This window comes from Streptomyces corchorusii (genome assembly GCF_001514055.1).
Taxonomy (GTDB): Bacteria; Actinomycetota; Actinomycetes; order Streptomycetales; family Streptomycetaceae; genus Streptomyces; species Streptomyces olivaceoviridis.
This window is the reverse complement of sequence record NZ_KQ948356.1, coordinates 219,172-245,650: the sequence shown is the minus strand read 5'-3', so window position 1 is coordinate 245,650 and position 26,479 is coordinate 219,172. Positions and strand designations below refer to the sequence as shown.

Sequence of the window (26,479 nt, the reverse complement as noted above, 5' to 3'; positions counted from 1 at the left end):
GGCGGCGTGACGGCCAGGGCCGCGGCGCGGCGGCGGTCGCCGGATTCGCCGGACGGAGACGGCCTGCCGGGCACCGTGGCGGGCAACGGAGCGGCCGGCTTCTTCGGGGACGGCGGCCCCGCGCCGGACGGACAGCTGGCCTTTCCCGCAGACGTGGCCGTGGGAGGCGGCGCGGTCTTCGTCGCCGACCACGCGAACCACCGGATCCGCCGGATCGACGGCACCGGAACCCTGGCGACGATCGCCGGGGACGGGCTGCGGGGCTTCGCCGGGGACGGCGCCGACGCGGTGCGCGCCCGCCTCGGCTTCCCGTCCGCGCTGGTGGTCGCCCCGGACGGCGCCCTGTTCGTCGCCGACGAGATGAACCACCGGATCCGCCGGATCGATCCCTCGGGTGCCATCGGCACCGTCGCGGGCGACGGCTCGCGCGGTGCGGGCGAGGGCGACGGCGACGGCGGCCCGGCCGACCGCGCCCGGCTGGACGCCCCGTGCGCGGTGGCCGTCGACGCGGCCGGCCGGCTGTACGTCGGGGAAGCGGGCATCCCCCGAGTGCGCAGGATCGACGGCGACGGTGTCATCCGTACGGTCGTCACGGCATCCGGGCGGTCCGGTGGCTCGGGCGCGGCCGACGCGGGCGAGGCGTTCCTCCCCGCCGGCCTGGCGGTCGACGCGGCCGGCCGGCTGTACATCGCCGACCCGGAGGGCCGTCGGGTACTGCTGCTCGGCTCGGACGGGGTGCTTCGGGTGCTGGCGGGCCCGCCGGACGGGGGCGCCGACGGCACGGCGGTCGACTGGGGCGCGCCGTGCGCGGTGGCGGTCGACGGTGAGGGCGTGCTCTACGTGGCCGACCAGACCGGACACCGCGTGTGGCGGTTGGCCGACGGAGCGGCCCGTGTCGTCGCGGGGCAGCCGGATCCGGCGGCCCGCGAGACCACCGCGTCCGGCGACCCGGCCGACGCCGCCGTCCACACCGAGCTGGCCTACCCGTGCGGTCTCGCCGTGGATCCGGCGGGGCGCCTGCTCGTGGCGGACAACTTCCACCACCGGATCGCGGCCGTCCCCCTCACCACCGCACACTCCGAAGGCACGGAGCCGGAACGGGACGAGAAACCGACGCCGGACGTGGAACCGGAGCGCGAGCGGCAGCCGGAGCCGGAACCCGCCCGGCTGCTGGTCCGGCAGGAGGTCGGTCTGGAGATCCGGCGCGGGCAGAGCGAATTGCTCCACGTACGGGTCTCCTCCACCGACCCGTGGGCCCCGGGACGGGTGGAGCACCACTTCACGGCTCCGACGGGGTTCGTCTTCGACGGCCGGGTCACCTGCGCGTATTACCGCGCGGATCGCACGGTCATCCCTGGCGGGAACCCGACGGGGACGGTCGGGGACGGCGGCCGATCGCTGGTCGTCACGGACGAGCCCCGCCTGAACACTGCCGGCCATCCGGCGGCGGCCCTGGTCTACACGCTCGGCATCCGTGCCCTGGACGACGCCGAGCCGGGCCGGTACACCGACGGGCGGGCGGTGATCGCGGGCCGGCCGGAAGTGCGTCTGAGGGCGAGCGTTCTCGGAGACGACGAGGACTGACGGCGACCGACGAGGGCACGCACGCCATTCGAAGCCGTCCGTGGCGGACCACCCGCCATGGGCGGCTCTTTGCGTTCTCAAACCCTGAATGCGGAGGTAATCGTTTCTGTGCTCCCAGGTCACCCTCGTGATGGTCACGAGTTGCAAGTGATCGACTACCCTGGGTTAACGTTCGAAACGTGTCCACGCCCGCTCTCCCGAGGTTCGGTCCGCAGGGCCCCTTCCCACATGCCCCGCTCGCCCACCCGCTCGACCGCAAATGGCTGCACTACGCGTTCCTGTCCCGGTGCGGGCAGCAGGCACTCATCGCGAACCTCTCCGTCCTGGGCTCCTCCACCGGCTCGGTCCTCGCGCACCCGGGCGCCCCCGCCACCGGGCGTCGCAGCGGCACCGGCACGGCGGCCGAGGGACAGCACATGGCGATCCTGCTGCTCTACGGGGAGGGGCACGGCTGGAGTGCGACGCAGTTCAACGCCGAGCAGCCGGAACTGCCGTGGTCGGCCTTCCGGTTGCCGCACCCGCACGGTGAACCCGGCGCGTTCCGGGTGGCGGCCCGCTCGGCGGCGCCGGCGGCGGACGTACGGCTGACCCGGACCAGCAGGCCGTGCACCTCGCAGTGCGCGCCGTTCGGCGACGACGAGCACCTGCGGTGGCAGTCGGAGCCCGGCGTCCTGGGCACCGGAACCCTGCGGCACGGCGACGGTACGGAGACGGAGACGGGCCTGCTCGGCTACCACGAGCGGGTACGCGGCCGGTGGTCCTGGCCCACACTCGGCGGCTGGGTCTTCGGATTCGTCAACGACCCCTCGGGCCCGGTCGACCAGGCCCCGCCCGCGGCGGTCGTCTTCACCCTGATCCAGCCCGCGTATCCCGCGGACGCGGCCAACGGATCGGTGATGCTGTGGCGCGACGGGCGCATGATCCGTCACTTCCCGCGGCGCAACCTGCGGGTCGCGGTGAGCGGCAGCCTGGACCGTGACCGGGTGGCGATGGTGCCGCCGCTGGCGGGCCTGCTGGGCACCCCGCCGATGGCCGCGGTGCCCGGCCGGCTGCTGATCACCGCACGGCTCGGCGACGACCGTCTCGTCCTCGACTTCCGCTCGCACACGGCGGGCCGGATCATCAACCCGTCCGAGACCAGCCTGCACCCGTTCAGCGTGCACGAGACCCTCGGCCCGTGCACCGTGGAGGGCCGCATCGGCGGACGCCGTATCGGCTTCCGTACCGGGGGCATCGTGGAGTTCGCCGGGGGTGCCCATGACTGAGACCGTCCCCGCGTTCTCCGGTGCACGGCTGCTGGACGAGACCGTCGCCGCCCTGTCCGACCGGGCGCCGGCGATCCTCGCGGCCGCGGCCGACCAACTGCGCGGCATCCGGCTGGGCCTGCACTTCAACGACGGCAGCCACGCCACACTCACCGCACGGCACAGCCGTATCGTGGTGGACCGGGACCGCTGCCCGGACCCCGACGTCGAGGTCGCCTTCGACAACCGGGCCATGAACCTGCTGTTCGACCTCCAGCGCCCGCCCGTCGACCAGGTCCTGCCCGACAGCCTCGACGTCCGCGGCTCCCGCGACGACGCCCTCGCCGTCTGGCGGGCCTTCACCCTGCTGTCCCAGCGCGCTGCGGGCCTGCGCAGCATGCAGGAACTGTGGGGGGCCTACCGCGAACAGGCCCCCCAGCTGTGGGGCAGCGCGACACCCGCCGCCCGGGAACCGGCCGCCGACCCCGTCGACTGGACGGCGCTGGACTTCCTCGCCCGACGCTCCCCCGAGGACGCGCCCGCACCCCCCGCGCTGGTCGGCGGCACCACCGTCACCGCGCCGCGGCTGCTGTGGGACGGCCGCACCAGCACCGACTGGTCGCTGGAGGACACCGTCCAGGACGCGGACCTGATGGAGACCATGCTCCGGTGCCGGGCCCGTACCAACGAGGAGATCGAACGGCTGCTGCCGGACCGCGAACCGCGTGCCGAGCTGTACGACCTCATGCGCTCCTACCCCGCCCGCCAGGGCAAGGGCCTGCGTCCCACCCTGACCATCGCCGCCTGCGCCGCTTTCGGCGGGCGCCCCGACGACGCCGTACGCGCCGCCGCCGCGCTGGAACTGTTCCACAACGGCTTCCTCGTCCACGACGACATCGCCGACGAGTCCACCCACCGGCGCGGTCTGCCCACCCTGCACGAGGAACACGGCCTGGGCCTGGCCGTCAACGTCGGCGACGGGATGAACCTGCTCGCCGTCGACGCCTTCCTGTCCAACCTCGAAACCCTTGGCCTCGTCCGCACCCTCGGCCTCATCCACGAGGCGGTGCACATGTGCCGGGAGTCCATCGAGGGGCAGGCCATGGAGCTGGGCTGGATCCGCCACGAGGTCGTCCCCGAAGCCGACGACGCCTACTTCACGATGAGCACCAAGAAGACCGGCTGGTACACCTGCATCAGCCCGTGCCGCATCGGCGCCGTCTGCGCCGGCGTCACCGACCCCGCCGTGCTGAGCCGGTTCGACGAGGCGTTCCGCCTGATCGGCATCGCCTTCCAGATCCAGGACGACATCCTGAACCTGGTCGGCGAGGAGGCCCTCTACGGCAAGGAGCCCCTGGGCGACCTGCTCGAAGGCAAGCGCACGGTGATGCTGATCCACCTCTTCCGCACCGCGTACGCCCACGAGCGCCCCCGCCTCCTGGACGTCCTGCGGCAGCGCCGTACCGACAAGACCCAGCAGCACGCCGAGGAACTCCTCGCCGCCATGCGCCGGCACGGCTCCATCGAGTACGCCACCGACCTCGCCGACCGGCTCGCCGCCGAAGGCATCGCCCGCTTCGAGGAAGACCTCCGGTTCATCCCCGAGAACGAAGGCAAAGCCGTCCTGCGGCAGATCGCCCACTACGTCACCTCAAGGCCACTGTGACCAGCACCCCGCCCCCGCCCCCGCCGGCCGGTCCCACCGGCACCGGCCCGCTGACCCCCACCGACCACCGGGCCTTCGCCTTCCTCGGCCAGGTCAACAGCAGCCTGCGCCAGTGCCTGTGCACCCTGGCCAGGCACGGCGTGGCCCTGCGCCGCGACGCCCCCGAACGCGCCCGCCTCCTGCTCGACACCGTCCGGCCCTGGCCCCTGTACAAGGGCGGTCAGTTCCTCTTCGACCTGATGGAGTGGGAAGACCTCATGGTCGACGGCGACCCCCCGCCCGTGATGTCCACCGAGCGGATCGTCGCCGCCTGCACGCTCCCCGTGCGGCTGGCCGCCGCGGCCACCGAGGAGGCACCGGCGGTGACGAAGCTGGTTCCCGGCCAGCGCACGACCGCCGCGCTCGGCCTCCCACTGAGCCTGCTGACCACCACCGCCCGCAGCACCCTCCTGAGCGCCGCGCAGGACCTCACCGACCTGCTCGGGCCCGCCGCCCCCGACGCCGACGCCGACCCCGACGACGACGCCGGCTACGCCACCGACCCGGAACCCGTCACCGACGACACCGGCGCCGAACTGCCGCCGCTGGAGGCCGGCTTCTACCTCTACGAGGACATCGCCCTCGGCGCCCTGTCCGTCCTCGGCCCGCTCCTGGCCGACCACGCACCGACCGACCCCGCGCCACCCGCCTAGCTCATGACACCCGTACCCGGCCCCGGCGGCCCATCCCGACGGTCCATGAGCGGGCCCGGCCCCCAAGCCCGCCACCGGCGGATCCGCTCACGCGGACGCACCCATCCACAGAAGGGACACGCATGGCCACGCAGACCCAGGCCCCCGTCCAGTCCGGTTCCGAGAACAAGCTCTACATCCTCCAGCAGGGCATCGTCGAGGACGCCCCGGGCGGAGTCCCCGCCCACCTCAGCTTCGGCATCCTCAGCACCGTCCCCGACCCGGTGAACCCCGGAGACATCACCTTCACCCTGAAGGCGCCCACCGGCTTCGTGTTCACCGGCTGGCTCTCCTGGGCCTACCACGACGTCAACACCCTCCAGGCGAAGGGCAACCTGGAAACCACCCAGGGCACCCTCCGCGACGGGGGCCGCACCCTGACCTTCACGCACAACCCGTACCTGTCCACCAACCAGGAGTGCATCGGCTACGGCGCCCAGGTGACCGCAGTCGACGGCGCGACGCCGGGCCGCTACACCGACGGCCAGCTCAAGGTCGGCTCCGCCAGCCCGATCAAGCTCAAGGGCCGCGTCCTCGACCCCGACGAGGACTGACCCCCCCCGACGAACCGGCCCGTCGGTGGCTCCGCCGGCTCGACCCGGAGCCACCGACGGGTTACGCGGAAGAGAAAGGCTGGAGGATGTACGGAGCAGGAAACCGTCTGCCGGGCCGCATCGGGCGCGCTGCCTCGTCGGTGCTGCGGCTGCGGCGGGGAGAGCGGGGCACATGGGCCGTGGGGGCGCTGGCCGCAGCGATGCTGCTGGCGTCGTCACTGCCCGCGAACGCCGCCACGGCACAGGCGCGGCCGGCGCGGCCCGCCGCGGCGGCGCAGACCACGGCAGCGCGGGACCCGGAGTGCATTCAGCCGGGGAACGCGCGGCTCAACCCCCGCTTCTACTGGCGCAACGTCTTCGGCGCCCGGCTGGGCGAGGGTGTGATCAACGAGTCGTCGTCGCCCAACCCGTTCGGCGGCCGGATCGCGCCGGGATCGACGTTCACGTTCAGGTGGCGCCCGGACACCACACGCAATCCCGTGGGAGCGCAGTACCACATCCACCGGGTCAATCTGGCCTCGGTCATGGCGGTGGCCGACGTGGTGTCGGTGACGGGGCCGGGCAGCTTCTCCGGGACGACGCTGAGCGCCCAGGAGACACCGCCCCAGAAGCTGTGGGACACCGTGGTGACGTTCCGGATCAGGCCCGGGACGGAGGGCCGGACCGCCACCCTCTCGTCGGCCGACCACAGCCTGACCACGAGGTGGCTGTTCGCCAACATCAACAACATCTGGGAGAACACCGGAAGCATCTCCTTCACCGTCGCCAGCCGCGCCAGTCTCGGCTGCGATTCGTCCTCGGTCCTCGGTTGACCGGACGCTGAGGCGACGGACCGGCCGACGCCGTCCCTCGCCACCGACTCCGAGCCGCCCACGAACACGATCGACGTGGGCGGCCGGGCTCGTGGACGACCACCGGCAACTCGGTGCCGCCGGCCTTGTTCTGCCCTGCGCACACGGTCTGGACGTCCCCCGTCCAGCCGGACTCACGGTTCTCCAACGCCCCACGCAGCGCGGTGTTCACCGTCTCCCCAGGTACTTGCACTCAAGAGGCCGTTCTCCATGGGGAGTGGCCCTGCGCCGAGCGCGTGACGCCATCTTCACAAGATCACGAAAAAGTCACGCAACTTCGCAGGTTCTTCACATCCGCTCTGGCTGGATTATCTTCTTACTACATTCAACATTGGGGGACGAAGTACCGCCAGGTGGGGTGATCTACCTGATTCCGGTACGAAGCCGCTGACTTCGGTCGGTTCCGCGGTGCGTGCGTGGGGGGAGCACAGCGCCCCTCCCGGGCGTCCGACAGCGAATTTTCGTCGAAGCGACCGGCGACCGGACCCGCCCTGCGCGGCGGGAGACGCATGCCGCTCGTTCCCCGTGGTAACAGGCGAAGCAACTGGAGTTTGAGCATGGCAGTCATCGCTGCACCGGATCCCGCCGTGACCGCGGGAGCGGCTGACAGTGACGAGCCGGCCCCCCGCCTCACCGTCATAGGCACCGGCTACCTGGGGGCCACTCATGCCATCTGCATGGCCGCCCTGGGCTTCCACGTCCTCGGCGTGGACGCGAACGCGGGGAAGGTCGCCAGGCTCAACTCGGGCGAGGTGCCGTTCTTCGAGCCGGGACTTCCCGAGCTGCTGGCGAAGGCACTCGACTCCGGCCGCCTGCGGTTCACCACGAGCTTCGCCGACGCCGCGGAGTTCGGCGACGTCCATTTCATCTGTGTCGGCACACCTCAGCAGCCGGGTTCGGACGCTGCCGACCTGCGCTACGTGGACAGCGCGGTCACCGAGCTGGCGGCCCACCTTCGCAGGCGTGCCCTCGTGGTCGGCAAGTCGACCGTGCCAGTGGGGACGGCTGCCCGGCTCACCGAGCTGGTCCGGCGTGTCGCTCCTGCCGGGCGTGATGTCGAAGTCGCCTGGAACCCCGAGTTCCTGCGCGAGGGGTACGCCGTGGACGACACGCTACGCCCCGATCGGCTCGTCTTCGGAGTGTCCTCCGACTGGGCCGAGAAGCAGCTGCGCGCCGCCTTCGGACCTGTCGTCGACCAGGGCACACCGGTGGTGGTCACCGACCTGACGACGGCCGAGCTGGTGAAGATGGCCGCCAACTCCTTCCTTGCCACGAAGATCTCCTACATCAACGCCATGGCAGAGATCTGCGAGGCCACCGGTGGTGATGTCACCCGGCTCGCCGAGGCCCTGTCCTACGACGACCGGATCGGTGGCCGGTTCCTCAAGCCGGGCCTGGGCTTCGGCGGCGGATGCCTGCCCAAGGACATCAGGGCCTTCGCCCACCGCGCCGAGGAGCTGGGCGTCGGCCAGGCGGTCAGCTTCCTGCGTGAAGTGGACGCGATCAACAAGCGACGGCGGGAACGCACCGTGGAACTCGTCGCGGAACTCGCCGGCGGAGACCTGACGGGGGTACGAGTGGCGGCGCTGGGCGCGGCCTTCAAACCCGATTCCGACGACATCCGCGACGCCCCGGCCCTCGATGTCGCCGCCGCGCTGCACCGGCTCGGAGCGCAGGTGACGGTCACCGACCCGGCGGCCACGGACAACGCCCGACGGAGCCATCCCGAACTCGCCTACGCCACTGACGCAATGTCCGCGGCGGAGGCTGCCGACGTCGTCGTACTGCTCACCGAGTGGAACGAGTTCCGCCTCGTCGACCCCGAGGCCATGGGAGCCGTCGTTGCCCGTAAGCGCATCGTCGACGGCCGGCACGCACTGGACCCGGGGCAGTGGCGCGCGGCCGGTTGGGAGTACCGCGCTCTCGGCCGCCCCTGAGTCCATGACGCCCGCTCAACCTGACCAAGACGCGAAGTCGTTGAGTCGAGTTGCCCGCTGCGTCGCACGTCACAGGCCACCTGTCATGAGATCCTTCAACTTTCATATACAATCTTCACAATTTCCACAAAATATCCGCACTCCTGGGGGGAGTTCTCTATGTCCGACGGTCAGCAGCTCGCTGCCACCGGCGCCGGTGGTCTCACGGTTGCCGGAGTGACCATCTACACCGGCTGGTGGATGGTCGCCGTAGCCGCCAGCGTGGTCCTGGCGGGGATCCTCGTGACCCGTGTGGGCTTCCGCAGGCGTCAGTCCGTGGGCGAGGAGTGAGCCGCGGACGACGTGAGCAGGAGCCGGTGCTGTCCGCGTGGCAGCACCGGTCCGGCACGGTCCTCATCGCGATCTGCGGGCTGGCTCTGCTCACTGTCTGGACGGCCCACCACGTACTCGTCGTCTCCAGCTGGGACTCCCGGACCACCGGACGTCTGTCGTTCGTATGGCTCGGCACGTTCGTCCTGTTCGCCATCCAGGTCGCGCTTTACCACCTGGACCGGCCGACCCGTGTCCCGGCCAGGGCGCGTGAGCGTCTGGACCGACTCCACGTGTCGATCCTGATGCCGGTGTACAACGAGGACCCCGGCTACCTGAAGCTGGGGCTGGAGTCCTTCCTCCAGCAGACCCGCCGCCCCGACAGCGTCCATGTCGTCGACGACGGTTCGACCACCACGGACTATGCGGACGTGCGTGACTGGTGGCTGGCAGCCGCACAGCAGGCAGGTGTGCACACGACGTGGCAGCGGGTGCCGAACGGCGGTAAGCGCCATGCGCAGGCCCACGGCGTCGAGGCCAGTCCGGAGGCGGACATCTACATCACGGTGGACTCCGACTCCTACCTCGACCCGCACGCGGTGGAGGAGATCCTCAAGCCGTTCTCGAAGCGTCGTGTGCAGTCGGTGGCAGGCATCGTCATCGCCACGAACAACCAGGGCCCCGGCCGCCCGGTGTACAGCCCGCCGCAGGGCCGTGCCTCGCGCAGGGCGATCCGGCAGGCGAAGAGGGAATACCGCAGGGCGCTTCTGCACTGGCGCAGCAGCCAGTTGTTGGCCCGCACGACCGACCTGTGGTTCGTGACCTCGCAAATGGTGGACCGTTCGGGACAGTCCGCCGTAGGCGCCGTCATGGTCAACTCAGGTCCGCTGGCGGCCTACCGCGCCGCCGTCGTCCGGGACAACCTGGGCTCCTACCTCAACGAGACTTTCATGGGCCGCGGCGTCGCGTTCAGCGACGACAGCATGCTCACCCTGTACGCCCAGGAACGCGGCCTGACGGTCCAGCAGGCGACGGCCATCGTCTTCACGGCCATGCCGGAACGCTGGAACCACTTCGGGCGGATGTACCTGCGCTGGATGCGCGGCTCCACGATCCGCTCCATCTGGCGCATGCGGTACCTGTCGATGGCCCGGCCCGCCTTCTGGCTGCACGCGATGCGCTGGATCCAGATGGTCCTCACCCAGATGGTCACCGTATGGCTGCTGGTGGTGGAACCGGTCGCCTACGACAACAGGCCGCCGCTCAGCATGCTCTGGATCCCCTTCCTGCTCGGCTGGGCGCAGGGCCTGCGCTACCTCGGCATCATCCGCACCGACGAGCGGATCCGTTCCCGGTTCCTCACGTGGCTGATGATGCCGCTGGCGATCATCATGGCCTGGACCTGGTTCCGCTGGCTTCGCTGGTACGGCATCTTCACCTGTGCCAGGACGGGTTGGGGTACCCGCCAGAACGGTGCCGAAGTCTCCCTCGCGGGTGGCACCCCGTCAGCTCAGGCTCCCGCGCCGGCCGCGGTACCCGTGGCCCCCGTGTACGCCACCACGGACCCCTGGTACGAAGACGGCACATCAGCTCAGGCGCACTGGCCACCCATGACGCCGGCACCTTGAGGCGGGTCTCTGACCTGCGGACGCTTAGCCGATCAACGCTGCGACCTGTGGCTTAGTTGCCGACGGTTGTCAGCGTTGGTCGAAACCAGGCGGCCAGGTGCCGCGCAAGGGGGTCAGTCCCCGGAGGAACCGAAGAAGCCGACATGAGTGATCCGGTTCTCGGTGTAGAGGAGTACGTAGACGCCGGTCCAGCGCATCCGGTGTTCACCGCGAAGAGTCGTGTCCTCGTCTCCGAAACGTCTGGTGCGCGCGGCCTCATACGACCGAGCCATTGCGTCTTGGTATTGCTGTACGGTCGGGCGATCCGTTCCGAAGTGGTGCACCAGCCGGTCGGAGGAGAGTGGGCGAAGCGTGAAGTAGTCCGCTTCCCTGTGTCCCTGCGGCGGCTCGGTCGTCGCGACTATGCGATGCACGTCGAGGATCGAGTGGGTGCCCTCCTCGCCCATGAACTCTTCGTCGGCGTACAGCTCTTCCCGGCTTCCGTACTCTTCATCGTGGCCGTATAGCTTCTGAAAGACCTCGTCGTGCAGGGCCCCTAGTGTCGCTTCGAGATCGCCCCGGTAGGGAGTGACGTAGTCCCACGTGCTGGCGCCCATGGCGTGCCTCTCTGCAGTTCCCGGCCAGTTGGGCCTCACGGTAATGACGGGCTCTGACAGTCGGCCCTCCGCTCCGGCAGGCATACGAGCGGAGTCGGCCACCGAAAGACGCATCGCCTCCGGCGCCGGGACGTCGACGCCGACAACCTCGTCATCTGCGTCCGCCGCGCCGAGCCCGAGCGAATCAACGGCAAGCGTGCGCCCTTCCGCCGTAGCTCCTTCGGTCGGAAGTGGCGCCGCGCCCGAGCCGCCGCCGGTCTCGCCGACGATTTCCGCTTCTACGACCTTCGCCACACCGGACACACACTGTCCACCCGTTCCGGCGCCACCCTCAAGGACACGATGGTCCGCGCCGGCCAGTCCTCCGAGCCGCCGGCCTGGACGACATGGTCCGCGCCGAGCGTGCGAAGCACCACATGGACAAGAGCCACAACGAGAGGTCCACCGGCAGCTAGCCGCGCCCTTATGGTGCGGATGCGGTGCGAGATGGCACCGCTGTTGACCGTAGTTATCCGTCCTGAAGGGCACGACAAGGGCACGACCATGTAAGAGCGTGTGGGGCCCTGCGCGCACGTGCTCTACCGACCCCGGCACTACGTCGGTGCGAGGACCGGTTTCGGAAGATTCTTTGCGCGTGCGCAGGCGGGCGGGCGAACGGCTTCGAGTCCGTCATGGTGCACGCTCTGCCGGCTGCCGCACCGGTGCCGTCCCGGTCCTTGCAGGCGAGGGCCGCCGTCCGCCCTTCAGCGACTCCTGGAAACCCAGGAAGAAGGCTGAGCCCCGAACGAGGCAAGCACGTCGGGCCGTACGGGCGAGCCTGCTCACGCCTCTCGGGCCGCTGACCAGTGGCAAAGCTCACGACTCCCCAGCAGACCTTTGCTCGGCCTTTGCGTAGCTCGCGGACGTGAAGGGGCGACGGCTAACTAGGGTCGAATGCCCGGGTAATCGGCGGAGGGGGGAGACCTCAACTCATGGGCGACAGCGGCGAGGTACTCGACATCAAGATCGCCGACCTCAAGGCGACAGCGCCTCACTTTCACGATCAGAGCGTTGCCCTCGCGCAAGCGCTCACGAAGTTGAAGCGCGGGCTGGCTGCGGCCGGCTCTCCTTGGGGCGACGGCGAGCAGGGCGAGAAGTTCCATAAGGCGTATGGCCCGCATGTCAAGCGGATCGAGCAGTCCACCCAGATCCTGGCTGATGGCCTGGCCAGCATTCGGGAAGCCATGGTCGACATGGCCGACGGGCACATCGACAACGAAGAGCTGATCCGAGGCATGTTCAGCCGGATCCGCGTCGATCGCGACGCCAAGGGCGATGGCAAGTGAGTGTCGCGGACAAGGCCCGCAAGGTCGTCCAGGACCTGACGGGCATGTGGTGGCCGGACGCCGATGAAGACGGGTTGCGGGACGCCGCGAAGGTGTGGAGGAACTTCGCCGACGACGTCGACGATGTCACCTCCGGCGCCAACAAAGCAGCTCGCTCCATCATCGAGCACAACAAGGGCGAAGCCATCTCCGTCTTTGATGACCCGTACTGGCGCCGCTACTACCACGATGGGCAAGGCTGGCTGAAGGATCTGGCTGACGCCGCCCGCGACATGGCCAAGGCCCTGGACGCGTACGCGGATGCCGTGCACAGCGCGAAGAAGAAGCTGGAACACGAGCTGGAGATCGTCGGAGCCACCCTCGTCGCCGGTACCGCCCTGGCCATCTTCACCGCGGGCATCTCGGAGGGCGCGGCAGCGGCGGCAGCGGTCACTGTCGCGGACATGGCCGCCGGCCTGGGCATCGCAGTGACCGAGGAGATCGCCACCATCGCGGGCACCACCCTGGCCACGGCGGCCTTCGCCGGCGTCGAATCCATCACGGTGGATCTCGCCGTCACGCAGCCTGTCTCTCTCGCTTTGGGCGAGCAGAAGGGCGGACTCAGCCTCGATGAGGCACGGCAGGCCGGCGCGTACGGAGCCCTCGCCGGTGGTCTCCTCGGAGGGGCCGGCGCCACTTACCGAGCCGTTCGCGCCGGAGGCTTGACCAGCTTTTTTGACAGCATCGACATCGATCTCGCCGGACCTCGTATGGCCATGGCCGGAGTTCCGGGTGATCTCGCAGGAGCCTCTGGAGACCTCGCCGTCGGCAACGGCTACGCGATGAGGGTCAGTGGCTCCGGAACCGGCGGGGCTGGGCCGGGACGGGGGCCATGGCCGGTGGTCGATGGCGTCAAGGGGCCAGCGGCCGGCAAAAACCTCATGTACCCGCACGCTCGGCATACTGTCGCGGGGGCAGGAAGCGGCGAGATCAAGACAGTGAACAGTGTGATCCTTCGTGGCTACGAGCAGCATGTGAATCAGGACCTCGCTGACATCGCTGCGGGCCAGGGTAGGTGGGACAAAGACCTCAGCCGCTACGAGGTCAACGGGCGCCTGTATGAGGTGGAACCCTCGGGCAAGGTGTATCCCGACAGCGGCAAGGGCATCGTCAAGCTCGACCGGAACGAGTACGCGGCGCTCAAAGAGATCGTCAAAGCCAAGGGTGACATCAGCGCAGCCCCGCAGCTGACCCGCGCACCGCGCTTCACCAACAATCCAGGGATCGTGCAGAAGGCCTTGGACATCTACAACGGGACCTATCAGCCATGACGTACAACCTCCTCACCGTGGAGTCTCTGAGCCTCGACACCGTCACAGCGGCACTCGCGCGGTGTCTGAATGTGCGCGAGCAGGAGGTGGACGTCGCCGACGAGGACACCGACCAAGAGCTGCGCAACTGGGACGCCCTGGTGTTCTGCGAAAAGGCAACAGTGCTGGGGGACGTGTCTACGTCCCTGGACATCTACGTCCAGGAGTCCGTGCAGCCACGGCCTAGCGAGCGCCAGCTGGCATCAGCCTTCGCCCGGGTGGCAGGTACCATCGTCCTCTTTCCCGCCGAGGAAGTGCCGCCGAGCGCGTACTGGCTGGCCACGGAAGACGGGCTGATCACAAGAGCACGCCTGTATGACTCGGACGACGAAGAAGCCCACTATGTGATTGACAGGGTTGAGGCCCCCGTCAGCCGACTTCCGCGTGTCACCGTCGCCCGCATCCCCGAAGTGGTCCGCGAACTGAAGATTGCCACCCCGGTCAAGGACGTTTTCGTCGGGCATCTGCACCGCATGTTTCCGGAGGAGACCAACACGCCGGGAACAGCGTTCTGGGAAGCGAGGAGTTCCCTGGGGGCCTGGGAGAAACTCGTCCGGCACATGGAATCCGCATGGGCCCCGTCCGGCTGGTGTCCACCGGATCTGTACCTTGAACGACTTGAGGCGAGGGACGAACTTGAGCGGGTGAGCGAACAACTCCCCGGGACGGTCTCCGCACTGATGCAGAACGCCCTTGGGTCCTTGGACGCCCTCTTCGTCGAGCTGACAGTCGACGACACCGGCGGCTTGCTCCGCAAGGAACTGCTTCCTGCAGAGGGCGCCGCCTCGGCACACGGGTGGTGGTGGAACCGCCGCCCTGAGCCCCTGCCCTGGTGATGCGGCGGACCGGCGCCCTGCTGTAGTCCTGTTTGGCCGGCCCCTGTCTGAGACGCGCTGCGTGCCACGCCACCCTCAAATTGGACTAGACAACAAAGAACCCCCGGGTCTCTGACCTGGGGGTTTCTCACAGAGCGGGTGACGAGAATCGAACTCGCGCTCTCAGCTTGGGAAGCTGATGTTCTACCATTAAACTACACCCGCGTAATACGGACGGATCGGCCCCGGAGGGTCCGGTGTCCGGATGCTTGCTCACTCTACATCATCGTCGGCCCCCGGTGTCCGGACCCCGGGGGTTGGGTCGGTTCCAGTGGGGTATCCGGCTGCGGGCGGCCGGAGTTGGGGCGTACCGTGGAGCCCCCGGGCGGGGTCGGAGTGCCGTCTGGAGAGTCCTCTCTTTGATCCCGTAATGTGGCTTTTGTCGTCCGGGCAGCAACGCCGGACGAGGCTCCTGGGGAAGGGACTTGAGGGACTTGATGGAACGCACCGTCGTCCGATGCGCGGACGGGCACGTCTTCAGCACCGCTTCGTTCCCTATGCAGAAGGCCGAGCGGCTCGGCCCCGGCCGGCTCGTGCGGTGTCCGCGGTGTGCCCGGCTCCGCAGCGCGGTCCCCGTCGTCCTCCAGAAGAGGTGAGGGCCGCGGGCGGGGACCGGCTGTAGTCGGCGTGTGACAGCGGGCGCGCGGACCCGTCGCGATTGCGACGGGTCCGCGCGCCTTGCGTATCCTCGCTACGTGCTTCTCTCAGACAAGGACATCCGGGCCGAGATCGACGCCGGGCGGGTGCGGATCGATCCCTACGACGAAACCATGGTGCAGCCGTCGAGCATCGACGTCCGGCTGGACCGGTACTTCCGGGTGTTCGAGAATCACCGGTACCCCCACATCGACCCCTCCGTCGAGCAGGCCGATCTGACCCGGCTGGTGGAGCCGGAGGGCGATGAGCCGTTCATCCTGCACCCCGGGGAGTTCGTGCTCGCCTCCACGTACGAGGTGATCACGCTTCCCGACGATCTCGCCTCCCGGCTGGAGGGGAAGAGCTCCCTCGGGCGGCTGGGCCTGGTCACGCACTCCACCGCGGGGTTCATCGACCCCGGGTTCAGCGGGCACGTCACCCTGGAGCTGTCCAACCTCGCCACGCTCCCCATCAAGCTGTGGCCGGGGATGAAGATCGGGCAGCTCTGCATGTTCCGGCTGACCTCGCCCGCCGAGTCGCCGTACGGCAGTGAGCGCTACGGCTCCCGGTACCAGGGGCAGCGCGGGCCGACCGCCTCGCGCTCCTACCTCAATTTCCATCGGACCCAGGTGTGAGGGCGACGACAGCATGAGCAGCGCAGACGTGCGGGAGAACCTGACCTACGAGCGGTTCGGGGCCGCCATCCGCGAGCTGGCGCAGACCATCGCCGACGACGGGTACGAGCCCGACATCGTGCTCAGCATCGCGCGCGGCGGTGTCTTCGTGGCGGGCGGGCTCGCCTACGCCCTCGACTGCAAGAACATCCACCTCGTGAACGTGGAGTTCTACACCGGTGTGGGGACGACCCTCGAAATGCCGGTCATGCTCGCGCCCGTTCCCAACGTGATCGACTTCTCCGACAAGAAGGTGCTGATCACCGATGACGTGGCCGACACCGGCAAGACCCTGAAGCTCGTCCGCGACTTCTGCCTCGACACCGTCGCCGAGGTGCGCTCGGCCGTGATCTACGAGAAGTCCCACTCCCTCGTGAAGTGCGAGTACGTGTGGAAGCGGACCGACGACTGGATCAACTTCCCGTGGAGTGTGGAGCCGCCCGTGGTGAAGCGGGCGGGGCAGGTTCTGGACGCCTGATCCGCAGTACGGAGATCAAGAAGGGCCCCCGGCATGTGCGCCGGGGGCCCTTCCCGCGCGTCAGGGGTCAGAACGTGCCCAGCTTGACGATCGACAGCAGCGCGATCAGCTGGATCGCCGACGCCCCCAGCGCCCTCGGCCACGGCAGGTCGTGGGAGCGGGACACCATCAGGGTCAGCAGGGCGCCCGCGCCGATCCAGGTGGCCCAGCCGAGGAGCTGGACGAAGCCGGCGTCGCCGCCGAAGAACATGGCGACGATCAGGCGGGGCGCGTCCGTGAGGGCCGTGATCAGCATGGACAGGCCCACCGTGGGCTGCCAGGCGCCGTCGCCGCCGAGCTGGCGGGCCAGGGTGTGGGTGACCACGCCCAGGACGAACAGGCCGAGCACCATCACGACCGCCGTGATCAGCACGATCGGCACCGCGTTGGAGAGGGTCGCGTTGATCGCGTCCTGGCGGGCGCCGTCGAAGCCGAAGACCGCGAGCAGGCCGTAGAGGAAGGTCACGACGAGGGCGGGCACCCACATCGTGTAGTCCCGCATGCGCAGGAAGGTGTCGTTCGGGGACAGGACGATCCCCTTCAGCAGTTCCTTCCAGTGCAGGGGCGGGCCGAGCGGCGCGGCCGGCGCGGCGGCGGAGCCCGCCTGGTAGGTCGCGCCCTGGGTGTAGCCGGCGGCCTCGTCGACCGAGAAGGCCTGGGTGTGGCCCGGGTTGTTGGCGGCGTAGGGGTCGTGCGCGCCGGGGCCGGGGCCCGGGTGGTGGCCGCCGTCGCCGAAGTACTCCGGCCCGTCGTCGGCCGGCCCCGGGTACCCGTACGACTGCCCCTGCCGCTGGTACGGCGGCTGCGGCGCCGACGGGTAGCCGTACGAGGGGCCCGTGGGAGCGGAGGGGCCCGGCCGTCCGTACGACGGCCCCCCGGGCCGGGCGGGACCCTGCCCGTGCCCGTACGACGGTCCCTGCGGCGCCTGCTGTCCTTGGGGGGTGCGGTTGTCCCGGCCCCCGCGTCCGATCCTGAATCCAGCCACGTCAACGAACGTACCTGGTCCTGGGGGCCGATGTGCCGGGCCCGGTGGTCCGGGCCCGGCTTTGCGGCCGACCTGTGACATCCCCTAAGGGAGCGTCAGGGGGCGGTTCAGGGTCCGGCCCGGGTTCCCCCCGGGCATCCCCCGGGGTGGTGCCGGGAAGTGTCAGTCGTTGAGGACCGAGCCGTACCGCGGGGTGCCCGCCGTGGAGACCCCGGTGGCCGACGGGCCGAAGGAGAGCGCCCCGGCCGTCGTCGGTCCGGCGGAGGCGCCGCGCAGCGACCAGACCGCGCCGTCGCCCGCGTTCTCGCCCGGCCCCGCCACGGTCAGCTCGGCGCGCCGGTCGCCGGAGTGGTCGGCGAGCAGGACCCGGGCGCCGAAGCGGTCGCCCTTCTCGGCCGTGCCGGGGACGCCCGCGGTGTTCTGGGTGTACGACACCGCGCCCCTGGTCGTCAGCCCGGAGGCGGCGCCCCGCAGGAGGGTGACCGACCCGGCGCCCAAGTCCTCGCCGGGCGCACCGATCGCCAGGTCCGCGAACCCGTCCCCGTCCACGTCGCCCAGGAAGACGCTGCTGCCGAACGCGTCGCCGGTCTCGGCCGCGCCCGGCACGCCCGGCGTGTCCTGGCCGAGGACCAGCGGGGCGCGGGAGGTGTCCTCGCCGCCCGGTCCGCCGTAGACGACGGTGACCTTGCCGCCCTTGGCCCCCGCCGGGTCGGCGGCGGGCTCGGCAGGATCGCCGACGGCGATGTCGGCGTACCCGTCCTTGTCGATGTCGCCGATCGCCGAGACCGTGCCGGCGGGCAGCCGCTGCCACCAGTCGGTGTAGTTGCCGAGGGACGGGTCGGTGACCAGGTGGGTGACGGCGGCACCGGTGCGGGACTGCCGGCCGTGCACCACCAGGCTGGTGGACCAGGCGGGGGAGATCCGCCCTGCGGACACGGAGGTGACGCCGTACGACGGCGAGTAGGGAGCGGGGAAGCCCGCGCCCGAGCCGCCCTGGAAGGGGCCGGACCGGGTGACGGGGCCGTTGACGAAGTTCAGGGCGCTGGAGCCGGTGGATCCGATGACGACATCGAGGTCACCGTCGCCGTCGAGGTCGCCGACGGCCAGGGCCTGCCCGTACCGGTCCGTCTCCTCCTTCCAGTAGTCGACGACCGTGCGGGAGCCGGAGAGACCGGACCGGGAGCCCCAGACGACGACCACCGTGCCGCCGTTGGTGTCGCCGTCGACGTCCTCGCCGGGCGCGCCGACCAGGAGGTCGGCGTAGCCGTCCTTGTCCAGGTCGGCGGAGGCGACGGCGCTGCCGAACGCGTCGCCCGCCTCGGCGGTGCCGGGCAGACCGGCCGTGTTCTGGGTGATCAGGGCGCGGGTGGCCGTCTTCGGCCCGGTGGAGCTGCCGTAGACGACCGAGACGGCTCCCGCCTTGGACCGGCCGCCGACCGTCGCGTCGGGGGCGCCGATCGCGAGGTCGGCGCGGCCGTCGCCGTTGAAGTCGTACGGGGCGGCGGCCGTGGCCGCGTGGGCGGCGGGCACGGTCAGGGTGAGCGGGGCCAGCACGCCGGCGAGCGCGACGGCGAGGACGCGTGCCCGCGGGGAGTTCCCCCGGGGAGGCCTGGGGCGGGGGTGCGTCACTGGGCGATGGCCCACGCGAAGTTCCCGAGGCCCTGCACGGAGACGTCGCGGGCGCCGATGAACTTGGCGTAGTCGGTGGTCAGACCGGAGGCGGTGCCGCGCAGGACCGTGACGGCGCCGTAGCCGTTCTCGCCGCCCGCGCCGACTACCAGGTCGGCCTTGCCGTTCTTGTTGATGTCGGTCAGCCGCACCGACTGCCCGAACTGGTCCCCGGTCTCGGAGCCGCCGGGCACGCCCTCCGTGTCCTGCGTCCAGGTCTTCGCACCCTTGGTGGTCAGGCCGGAGGCGGAGCCGAACAGGACCGTCACCGCGCCGGCCTCGTTGAACTTGCCCAGGTCCTCGCCGGGGGCGCCGACCGCGACGTCGGCGTAGCCGTCGCCGTTGATGTCACCGGTGCTGACCGACGAGCCGAACAGGTCGTCCGTCTCGCCGGTTCCGGGCGCCCCCGCGGTGTCCTGGTTGATGACGGTCGGGGTCTGGGCGGGGTCGGGGCCGTTCGGGCCGCCGTACCAGACGGAGATCTGGCCGCCCTTGTGGCCGGACTTCTTGGACGTGCCGGGGTCCGTGGGGTCGCCGAGGACGACATCGCCGTAGCCGTCGCCGTTGACGTCGCCGATGGCGCCGGGCAGACCGTCGGCCTTCGGCAGGTCCTTCATGACGTGCTTGGAGCCGTTCCAGGTGAAGTACCTGACGTCGCCGCCCTCGTCGCCGTCGACGAGGAACGGGTAGAAGCGCTCGGCGGTGCGGTCGCCGTTCACGTCGCCCGCGAACACATCGGCCGTGGTGCCCAGTTCGCCGACGCGGAGGTTGCTCACCGGGGTGCCCGTGCGGGTGAAGGGTCCCTTGTAGACACGGGTCTCGGTCCGCCCGGTCAGGGTGAGGTCGTTCTTCCCGTCCCCGTCGAAGTCGGCGACCGCGATGCCGGTGGCGAAGTTGTTCCACTCCTCCTGGGTGGACGGCTGGGGCACCAGGGCGCCGCCGGACAGGCCGGACGCGCCGCCCCACAGGATGGTCGCGCTGCCCACGGAGTCCCGGTCGCCGATGGTCTCGTTCGGTGCGCCCACGACGAGGTCGGAGTAGCCGTCGCCGTCGAGGTCGCCGGCAGCCAGGCTCAGGCCGAAGAGGTCCCCCGCCTCGGCGGTGCCCGGGACACCGGTGGAGTTCTGCGTGATCAGGGTGCGCTTGGCGGCCGAGACGCCCGAGGACGAGCCGTAGAGCACGACGACCGCGCCGGCCTGCTGCGCGGAGCCGACCTGGTGTCCGGCGGCGCTCAGGGCGATGTCCAGGTAGCCGTCGCCGTTGAAGTCGCCGGTCAGACGGGAGGGCGCGGCGGCGGCGGGGCTGATGGGCAGGGCGGTGAGCAGGCCGGTGGTCAGGGTGGCGGCCAGCAGGAGGACGCGCTTGCGCAAGGCGGGGCTCCGGAAGGGGAGGGAGCCGGGCCCGCGACGCGCGGGCCCGGCCAGGGGGTGAACGTGGGCGAGGGCTGGTCAGTCGGCGAAGAGGGAGCCGAACTGCGGGGTGCCCGAGGTGGAGATGCCGGCGGTGCCGGCACCGATGAAGCGGCTGCCGGAGGTGGTGATCTTCGTGCCGTTGGACGGCAGGTAGGTGAGGGCGCCGTCGCCGCCGTCCTCGTTGGCGCCGATCACCAGGTCGGCCTTGCCGTCGCCGGTGACGTCGTCGAGCTTGACGTCGACGCCGAAGAGGTCGTTCTTCTCGTTGCCGCCGGGGACGCCGGTGGTGTTCTGGTTGAAGGACTGGGTGCCGGAGGCGGTGTTCACGCCGGACGCCGAGCCGTACAGGACGGTGACCGCGCCGGTGTCGGTGACGCCCTCGATGTCCTCCAGCGGGGCGCTGACCACGAGGTCCTGGTAGCCGTCGCCGTTGACGTCGCCGAGGTCGAGGTCCCAGCCGAAGGAGTCGCCCTTCTCCGAGGTGCCGGGGACGCTGCCGGTGTCCTGGTTGATGCCGGTGGTGCCGGCCGGGCCGGAGGCGGAGCCGTAGGTGACGTTCACCCGGCCGCCGTTGGAGGCGTCCGGGACGGGGGTGCCGTCCTCGGTGGTGGCGTCCCAGCCGGCGCCGCTGACGATGTCGCCGAAGCCGTCGCCGTTGATGTCGCCGATGGCCGTGATGATGCCGGGCTTGAGGGCCTTGGCGGAGGAGCCGCTCAGACCGCTGGCGGTGCCGGGCAGCCAGTAGTTGGTGTTCCAGCCGTACTGCGTGGAGGTCTCGTAGCCGTCGACCACGAGGTCGGTGCGGCCGTCGCCGTTGACGTCACCGGCGGTCAGGCTCATTGGGCCGAACGGGTAGTCGTTGCTGCCGGACAGGATGGGCGGCTTGACGGTGGTGACGCTGCCCGCGGTGCCCGAGCTGCTGATGCCGCCCTTGTAGAGGTACAGGGTGGCGGCGGAGCTGCCGACGACCAGGTCGGTCTTGCCGTCGCCGTCGAAGTCGCCGGCGGCGAGGTCCTTGCCCCAGTAGTCGTGGGCGGAGGCGGCCGGGTCGACCAGGTGGGCGGACTTGCCGGTCAGGCCGCTCTTGGAGCCGTAGAGGATGACGAGGTCGCCGCCGTTGGTGTCGGTGCCGACCTTCTCGTAGGGGGAGCTGACGGCGAGGTCGTCGTAGCCGTCGTTGTTGAAATCGCCGTAGGCCGTCTCCCGGCCGAAGCCGTCGCCGGCCTCGGCGGTGCCGGGGACGCCGGTGGTGTTCTGGCTGATGACGGTGCGCTTGGCGGCCGAGACGCCGGTGGCCGTGCCGTACAGCACGACGATCTGGCCGGCGTCCTTGTGGCCGCTGACGTAGGCGCCGGCCGCCGAGGTGGCGACGTCGCCGATGCCGTCGCCGTTGAAGTCGGCCTTCGCGACCTTGACGGAGTCCGCGGCGGTCGCGGGCGAGGCGGCGAAGGTGAGCAGACCGCCCGTCAGCGCGGCCGCGGTGGCCGTCGCGAGGGCGAGTCGGCGGTGCTTGTGCATGCGGTTTCTCCTACGGCATGCGGGGGATGCCTGGCGGGCATCCGCAGTCGATGGGGTGCGGCCTCCCCGTGTTCGACGCGAGTTGTCCCGCGGTTCACAGGAGGCCGGCGATCAGGAGACCCGCGCCGGGGCGTAAAGGTTGTACATGAGTTCGGTGATTTTTTCCGAGGCTCCTGTGACGGCCGGTGCGTGACGGCGGCTCCGGGAAGGCCGAGCGGAGGAGGCCGCCGCCGGTGCGACGCCGTCCGGTTTCTCCGCCGCCGTGCGGGAACGGGCCGCGCGGGTACGGCAGTCCGCCGCCGGACGCGTATGGCGGCGGGCCGCTGCGCCACCGCCGTCGAGGTCGCGGCACCCGAGGCCGCACCGGGCCCGTCGGCGACCGCGGCGATGACGACGCGTTCGCCTGGCGGCGGCAGCCGTGCCCCGGGCGGATTGTGGGTCAGGATGGTGCCATGAGCGTAGTGAAGATCAACGTGCTGACCGTTCCCGCCGAGCAGCGGGAGGTGCTGGAGAAGCGGTTCGCCTCGCGGGCCCACGCCGTGGAGAACTCCGACGGCTTCGAGTGGTTCGAGCTGCTGCGGCCCGTCGAGGGCACCGACCAGTACCTCGTGTACACGCGCTGGCGTGACGAGGAGTCCTTCCAGGCGTGGATGGAGGGGCCGATGAAGTCCGCGCACCAGGGCGGCGGCGAGGGCGGCGAGCGCCCGAAGCCGGCGGCCTCCGGTTCGACCCTGTGGTCCTTCGAGGTGGTGCAGCAGGCCGCGCCCAAGAGCGCCTAGCGGATACGACGGCGCCCCCTGCCCGTGCGGGTCAGGGGGCGCCGTGCGTGCGCGGGGAGCTGTTCGCGGGGAGCTACTTCACCGGCTCCGGCTCCGGCTCGCTCTCCGTCTCGGCCTCGCCCGCCGGGTCGACCGGCGTCTTGACCGAGTCGAGCAGCAGCTGGGCGACGTCCACGACCTGGATGGACTCCTTCGCCTTGCCGTCGTTCTTCTTGCCGTTGACCGAGTCGGTCAGCATGACGAGGCAGAACGGGCAGGCGGTGGAGACGATGTCGGGGTTGAGGGAGAGGGCTTCGTCGACGCGCTCGTTGTTGATGCGCTTGCCGATCCGCTCCTCCATCCACATCCGCGCGCCGCCGGCGCCGCAGCAGAAGCCGCGCTCCTTGTGGCGGTGCATCTCCTCGTTGCGCAGGCCCGGGACCTTGCCGATGATCTCGCGCGGCGGCGTGTAGATCTTGTTGTGGCGGCCCAGGTAGCACGGGTCGTGGTACGTGATGATGCCCTCGACCGGGGTGACCGGGACCAGCTTGCCCTCGTCCACCAGGTGCTGGAGCAGCTGGGTGTGGTGGATGACCTCGTAGTCGCCGCCGAGCTGCGGGTACTCGTTGCCGATCGTGTTGAGGCAGTGCGGGCAGGTGGCGACGATCTTCTTCGCCGACCGGGGCTTCGCGGACTCGGGGACGACCTTGCCCTCGTCGTCCAGCTCCTCGCCGAACGCCGTGTTCAGGGCCATCACGTTCTCCATGCCGAGCTCCTGGAACAGGGGCTCGTTGCCCAGGCGGCGGGCGGAGTCACCGGTGCACTTCTCGTCGCCGCCCATGATCGCGAACTTCACGCCCGCGATGTGCAGCAGCTCGGCGAAGGCCTTGGTGGTCTTCTTGGCGCGGTCCTCCAGGGCACCGGCGCAGCCGACCCAGTACAGGTACTCGACCTCGGTGAGGTCCTCGATGTCCTTGCCGACGACCGGGACCTCGAAGTCGACCTCCTTGGTCCACTCCAGGCGCTGCTTCTTGGCCAGGCCCCAGGGGTTGCCCTTCTTCTCCAGGTTCTTGAGCATCGTGCCCGCCTCGGAGGGGAAGGCGCTCTCGATCATGACCTGGTAGCGGCGCATGTCGACGATGTGGTCGACGTGCTCGATGTCCACCGGGCACTGCTCGACGCAGGCGCCGCAGGTGGTGCAGGACCACAGGACGTCCGGGTCGATGACGCCGTTCTCCTCGGCGGTGCCGATCAGCGGGCGCTCGGCCTCCGCCAGGGCGGCGGCGGGGACGTCCTTGAGCTGCTCCTCGGAGGCCTTCTCCTCGCCCTCCATCGTCTTGCCGCCGCCGGCCAGCAGGTACGGCGCCTTGGCGTGCGCGTGGTCCCGCAGGGACATGATCAGCAGCTTGGGGGAGAGCGGCTTGCCGGTGTTCCAGGCCGGGCACTGCGACTGGCAGCGTCCGCACTCGGTGCAGGTGGAGAAGTCCAGCAGGCCCTTCCAGGAGAACTGCTCGACCTGGGAGACGCCGAAGACGTCGTCGTCGCCGGGGTCGGTGAAGTCGATCGGCTTGCCGCCGGACGTCATCGGCAGCAGGGCGCCGAGCGAGGTCTCGCCGGTGGCGTTGCGCTTGAAGAAGATGTTCGGGAACGCCAGGAAGCGGTGCCAGGCCACGCCCATGTCGGTCTTCAGGGCGACCGTGATCATCCAGATGAAGGAGGTCGCGATCTTCAGGCCGGCGAAGAAGTAGGTGAGGTTCTGGAGCGTGGAGACGTCCAGGTGCTCCAGCCAGGAGACGACCGGGTACGAGATGAAGAACGAGGCCTCGTAGCCGTCCACGTGGTGCTGGGCGCCTTCGAGGGCGTGCAGCATGAAGATGCAGACGCCGACGATGAGGATGACGGCCTCGACGAAGTACGCCTGGCCGAAGTTGGAGCCGGCGAAGCGGGACTTGCGGCCCGGCTTGCGCGGGTGGCTCAGCTGGCGGATGACGATCAGGGCGAGGATGCCGATCACCGTCATGGTGCCGATGAACTCGACGTAGACGTTGTACGGCGCCCAGTCGCCGAGGACCGGCAGCAGCCAGTCCGCCTTGAACAGCTGCCCGAACGCGTTGACGATCGTCAGCAGCAGGGTGAAGAAGCCCACCGCCACGAACCAGTGCGCCACGCCGACGATGCCCCAGCGGTTCATCCGCGTGTGGCCGAGGAACTCCTTGACCACGGTGAGGGTGCGCTGTGTGGGATCGTTGGTCCGCGTGCCGGCCGGCACCGGCTGGCCCAGCCGCATGAAGTTGTAGATCTGTAGGAGGGCGCGGCCGAACAGTGCCACGCCGACCACGATCAGGACCAGCGACACGATGATCGCGGCGAGTTGCATTGGGGCTCCTGAGGCGGCCTCGGTCGACACGAGCTGTCTGAGCTGATCGACATTACTAAGCGGTAACTTATGCAGTCCGTCTGAGACTACCCCCATCTTCCGCCGGGATGCAGCAGAGCGCGGGGTGATCTCGGTCGCCGCCAGTCAATCGGATCGTGTTATTCGTACCGAATTGATACTTTCGCCCCTACCTTAGAGCCGTGCTCTACGGGATCGCCGCCGCCACCGCAGCCCTTCTCCTCACCGCCGTGCTCGCGGCGGCGCTCCGGTTGCCCGCCCGGAGGGCCGGGATCCTGGACCGGCGCCGGCAGCGGCCCCTGCCCCTCCTCGGCGGTCTCGCGGTCGTGATCGTCACCTGCCTGGTCGCCGGAACGGGGGAGTGGACCCGGGTCGCCCCGCTCGGGGACGGGGTCGGACGGCTGCTCACGGCCGCCGCCGCCGTCGCCGGGCTGGGCCTGGTGGCCGACGTGTGGCGGCTGCGCGCGCGCGTGCTCGTCACCGGGACGGCCGTGGCGGCGGTCTGCGTGGTGCCGTACGACGAGACGGGCGCGGCGGGCGGGCTGCTGGCCATCGGCTGGATCGTCCTCGCCACCCTCGCCTTCAAGGGGCTGGACCACGCCGACGGGCTGGCCGGGACGGTCGGGGTGGTCACCGCCTTCGGTGCCGGGGCCTGTGCCGCCGCCGAGGTGATGGACGGGCTGGCCGTGCTGCTGAGCGTGGTCGCCGCCGCGCTCACCGGCTTCCTGATGCACAACTGGTATCCCGCGCGGGTCGGGCTCGGCGCCTGCGGCTCGCTGTTCACCGGGTTCGTGCTGTCGTCGGCGGTGGTCTTCACGCGCGCGGGGTACGACATCGGGCCGAGCGCGGCGGTGGTGTTCTGCCTCGGCGCCGTGGCCATCGCCGACGCCCTGCTGGTGGTCCTCGCCCGGGGGGTGGCCCGGCGTCCGCTGCTGCGGCGCGGCCCCGACCACCTCGGGCACCGGCTGCGGCGGCTCGGGCTCGCCCCGCAGGGGTCGGTCGTGCTGCTGGGGGCCGGCTCCTTCTCCTCGGTGCTCGTGGGCGTGCTCGTGCACACGGGGTGGACGGGGGACTCGGCCGTGCTCTGGGTGGCCGGCGGGGTGGCGTTCGCCGTTCTCGTCCTCCTTTTGATTCCCGCTCCGCAAGGTCGCCGCCCGCCATCGACGCAGGTCAGCGGGCACTTGCGTGTAAGGAACGGATAAGAGTTGAGTCTTGCTGGCTCAGGTCTGTTGACCCAGCGCCTCTCCTCGTGCACACTTGAGCCTGT

At 70.2% G+C, this 26,479-nt stretch carries 21 protein-coding genes, 1 tRNA gene and 1 pseudogene; 17 read left to right on the top strand and 6 right to left on the bottom strand.

All coding sequences use genetic code 11. The features are described from left to right. Positions 1-6: 6 nt before the first annotated feature. From AQJ11_RS16630 to AQJ11_RS16575, 13 genes and pseudogenes are all read left to right on the top strand, one after another. Positions 7-1,584: an NHL domain-containing protein gene (locus AQJ11_RS16630; RefSeq protein WP_244218271.1), complete on the top strand. Its 1,578-nt coding sequence runs from the start codon at positions 7-9 to the stop codon at positions 1,582-1,584. A 179-nt stretch (positions 1,585-1,763) separates the two neighbouring features. After that, a complete protein-coding gene (locus tag AQJ11_RS16625; RefSeq protein WP_059263575.1) occupies positions 1,764-2,849 on the top strand; it encodes a hypothetical protein in 1,086 nt (361 codons plus the stop codon). Beyond that, positions 2,842-4,494, top strand: a complete 1,653-nt coding sequence (locus AQJ11_RS16620) for a polyprenyl synthetase family protein (RefSeq protein ID WP_244218270.1) — start codon at positions 2,842-2,844, stop codon at positions 4,492-4,494. Before AQJ11_RS16625 ends, AQJ11_RS16620 begins: the two co-directional genes overlap by 8 nt. Then, the gene (locus AQJ11_RS16615; protein WP_059263573.1) at positions 4,491-5,186 is read left to right on the top strand and encodes a hypothetical protein; all 696 of its coding nucleotides are present in this window, start codon (positions 4,491-4,493) and stop codon (positions 5,184-5,186) included. The genes AQJ11_RS16620 and AQJ11_RS16615 overlap by 4 nt, the downstream gene beginning before the upstream one ends. Positions 5,187-5,308: 122 nt before the next feature. Beyond that, the gene (locus tag AQJ11_RS16610; protein WP_014673936.1) at positions 5,309-5,779 is read left to right on the top strand and encodes a hypothetical protein; all 471 of its coding nucleotides are present in this window, start codon (positions 5,309-5,311) and stop codon (positions 5,777-5,779) included. 86 nt (positions 5,780-5,865) lie between these two features. Then, positions 5,866-6,591: a hypothetical protein gene (locus AQJ11_RS16605; RefSeq protein WP_244218269.1), complete on the top strand. Its 726-nt coding sequence runs from the start codon at positions 5,866-5,868 to the stop codon at positions 6,589-6,591. Positions 6,592-7,187: 596 nt separating this feature from the next. Beyond that, positions 7,188-8,567: a UDP-glucose dehydrogenase family protein gene (locus tag AQJ11_RS16600; protein WP_059263572.1), complete on the top strand. Its 1,380-nt coding sequence runs from the start codon at positions 7,188-7,190 to the stop codon at positions 8,565-8,567. 159 nt (positions 8,568-8,726) lie between these two features. Beyond that, positions 8,727-8,897 carry a hypothetical protein gene (locus AQJ11_RS49240; protein ID WP_159061667.1) on the top strand — a complete coding sequence of 57 codons (171 nt, stop codon included), beginning with the start codon at positions 8,727-8,729 and terminating at the stop codon, positions 8,895-8,897. Continuing rightward, positions 8,894-10,504, top strand: a complete 1,611-nt coding sequence (locus AQJ11_RS50370; RefSeq protein ID WP_159061666.1) for a glycosyltransferase — start codon at positions 8,894-8,896, stop codon at positions 10,502-10,504. Before AQJ11_RS49240 ends, AQJ11_RS50370 begins: the two co-directional genes overlap by 4 nt. A 713-nt stretch (positions 10,505-11,217) precedes the next feature. Beyond that, a pseudogene (locus AQJ11_RS51070) lies at positions 11,218-11,478 on the top strand (tyrosine-type recombinase/integrase); the annotation flags it as partial. 593 nt (positions 11,479-12,071) lie between these two features. Beyond that, positions 12,072-12,425, top strand: coding sequence for a hypothetical protein (locus AQJ11_RS16585; protein ID WP_059263571.1), 354 nt, complete (start codon positions 12,072-12,074; stop codon positions 12,423-12,425). After that, on the top strand, positions 12,422-13,735 hold the full coding sequence (locus tag AQJ11_RS16580; RefSeq protein ID WP_059263570.1) for a WXG100-like domain-containing protein: 1,314 nt from the start codon (positions 12,422-12,424) through the stop codon (positions 13,733-13,735). Before AQJ11_RS16585 ends, AQJ11_RS16580 begins: the two co-directional genes overlap by 4 nt. Then, positions 13,732-14,610, top strand: a complete 879-nt coding sequence (locus tag AQJ11_RS16575; RefSeq protein WP_059263569.1) for a hypothetical protein — start codon at positions 13,732-13,734, stop codon at positions 14,608-14,610. Before AQJ11_RS16580 ends, AQJ11_RS16575 begins: the two co-directional genes overlap by 4 nt. A gap of 133 nt (positions 14,611-14,743) precedes the next feature. Here the strand turns inward: AQJ11_RS16575 and AQJ11_RS16570 are convergent. Next, a tRNA-Gly gene (locus tag AQJ11_RS16570) sits at positions 14,744-14,814 on the bottom strand. 530 nt (positions 14,815-15,344) lie between these two features. On the opposite strand from AQJ11_RS16570, the gene dcd reads away from it, so the two are divergent. Further along, entirely contained in the window at positions 15,345-15,920 is a 576-nt protein-coding gene (gene dcd, locus AQJ11_RS16565; protein ID WP_014673940.1) for a dCTP deaminase, read from the top strand. A gap of 13 nt (positions 15,921-15,933) precedes the next feature. Next, positions 15,934-16,437, top strand: a complete 504-nt coding sequence (locus AQJ11_RS16560; RefSeq protein ID WP_041665384.1) for a phosphoribosyltransferase — start codon at positions 15,934-15,936, stop codon at positions 16,435-16,437. A 67-nt stretch (positions 16,438-16,504) separates the two neighbouring features. Here the strand turns inward: AQJ11_RS16560 and AQJ11_RS16555 are convergent, their stop codons facing one another. From AQJ11_RS16555 to AQJ11_RS16540, 4 genes are all read right to left on the bottom strand, one after another. Then, a complete protein-coding gene (locus AQJ11_RS16555) occupies positions 16,505-17,542 on the bottom strand; it encodes a Yip1 family protein (RefSeq protein ID WP_086011558.1) in 1,038 nt (345 codons plus the stop codon). An 81-nt stretch (positions 17,543-17,623) separates the two neighbouring features. Then, positions 17,624-19,090: an FG-GAP-like repeat-containing protein gene (locus AQJ11_RS16550; protein ID WP_059263568.1), complete on the bottom strand. Its 1,467-nt coding sequence runs from the start codon at positions 19,088-19,090 to the stop codon at positions 17,624-17,626. Continuing rightward, a complete protein-coding gene (locus AQJ11_RS16545; RefSeq protein ID WP_059263567.1) occupies positions 19,087-20,499 on the bottom strand; it encodes an FG-GAP-like repeat-containing protein in 1,413 nt (470 codons plus the stop codon). The genes AQJ11_RS16550 and AQJ11_RS16545 overlap by 4 nt, the downstream gene beginning before the upstream one ends. A gap of 78 nt (positions 20,500-20,577) precedes the next feature. Then, on the bottom strand, positions 20,578-22,059 hold the full coding sequence (locus AQJ11_RS16540) for an FG-GAP and VCBS repeat-containing protein (RefSeq protein ID WP_014673945.1): 1,482 nt from the start codon (positions 22,057-22,059) through the stop codon (positions 20,578-20,580). Between the two features lie 452 nt (positions 22,060-22,511). Here AQJ11_RS16540 and AQJ11_RS16535 point away from each other — a divergent pair, with 452 nt between their 5' ends. Next, positions 22,512-22,838 carry an antibiotic biosynthesis monooxygenase family protein gene (locus AQJ11_RS16535; protein WP_014673947.1) on the top strand — a complete coding sequence of 109 codons (327 nt, stop codon included), beginning with the start codon at positions 22,512-22,514 and terminating at the stop codon, positions 22,836-22,838. A 73-nt stretch (positions 22,839-22,911) separates the two neighbouring features. Here AQJ11_RS16535 and AQJ11_RS16530 read toward each other — a convergent pair whose 3' ends face one another. After that, positions 22,912-25,194, bottom strand: coding sequence for a (Fe-S)-binding protein (locus AQJ11_RS16530; RefSeq protein WP_059263566.1), 2,283 nt, complete (start codon positions 25,192-25,194; stop codon positions 22,912-22,914). Positions 25,195-25,394: 200 nt separating this feature from the next. Here AQJ11_RS16530 and AQJ11_RS16525 point away from each other — a divergent pair, with 200 nt between their 5' ends. Then, on the top strand, positions 25,395-26,414 hold the full coding sequence (locus AQJ11_RS16525; protein ID WP_059263565.1) for an MraY family glycosyltransferase: 1,020 nt from the start codon (positions 25,395-25,397) through the stop codon (positions 26,412-26,414). Positions 26,415-26,479: the final 65 nt, after the last annotated feature.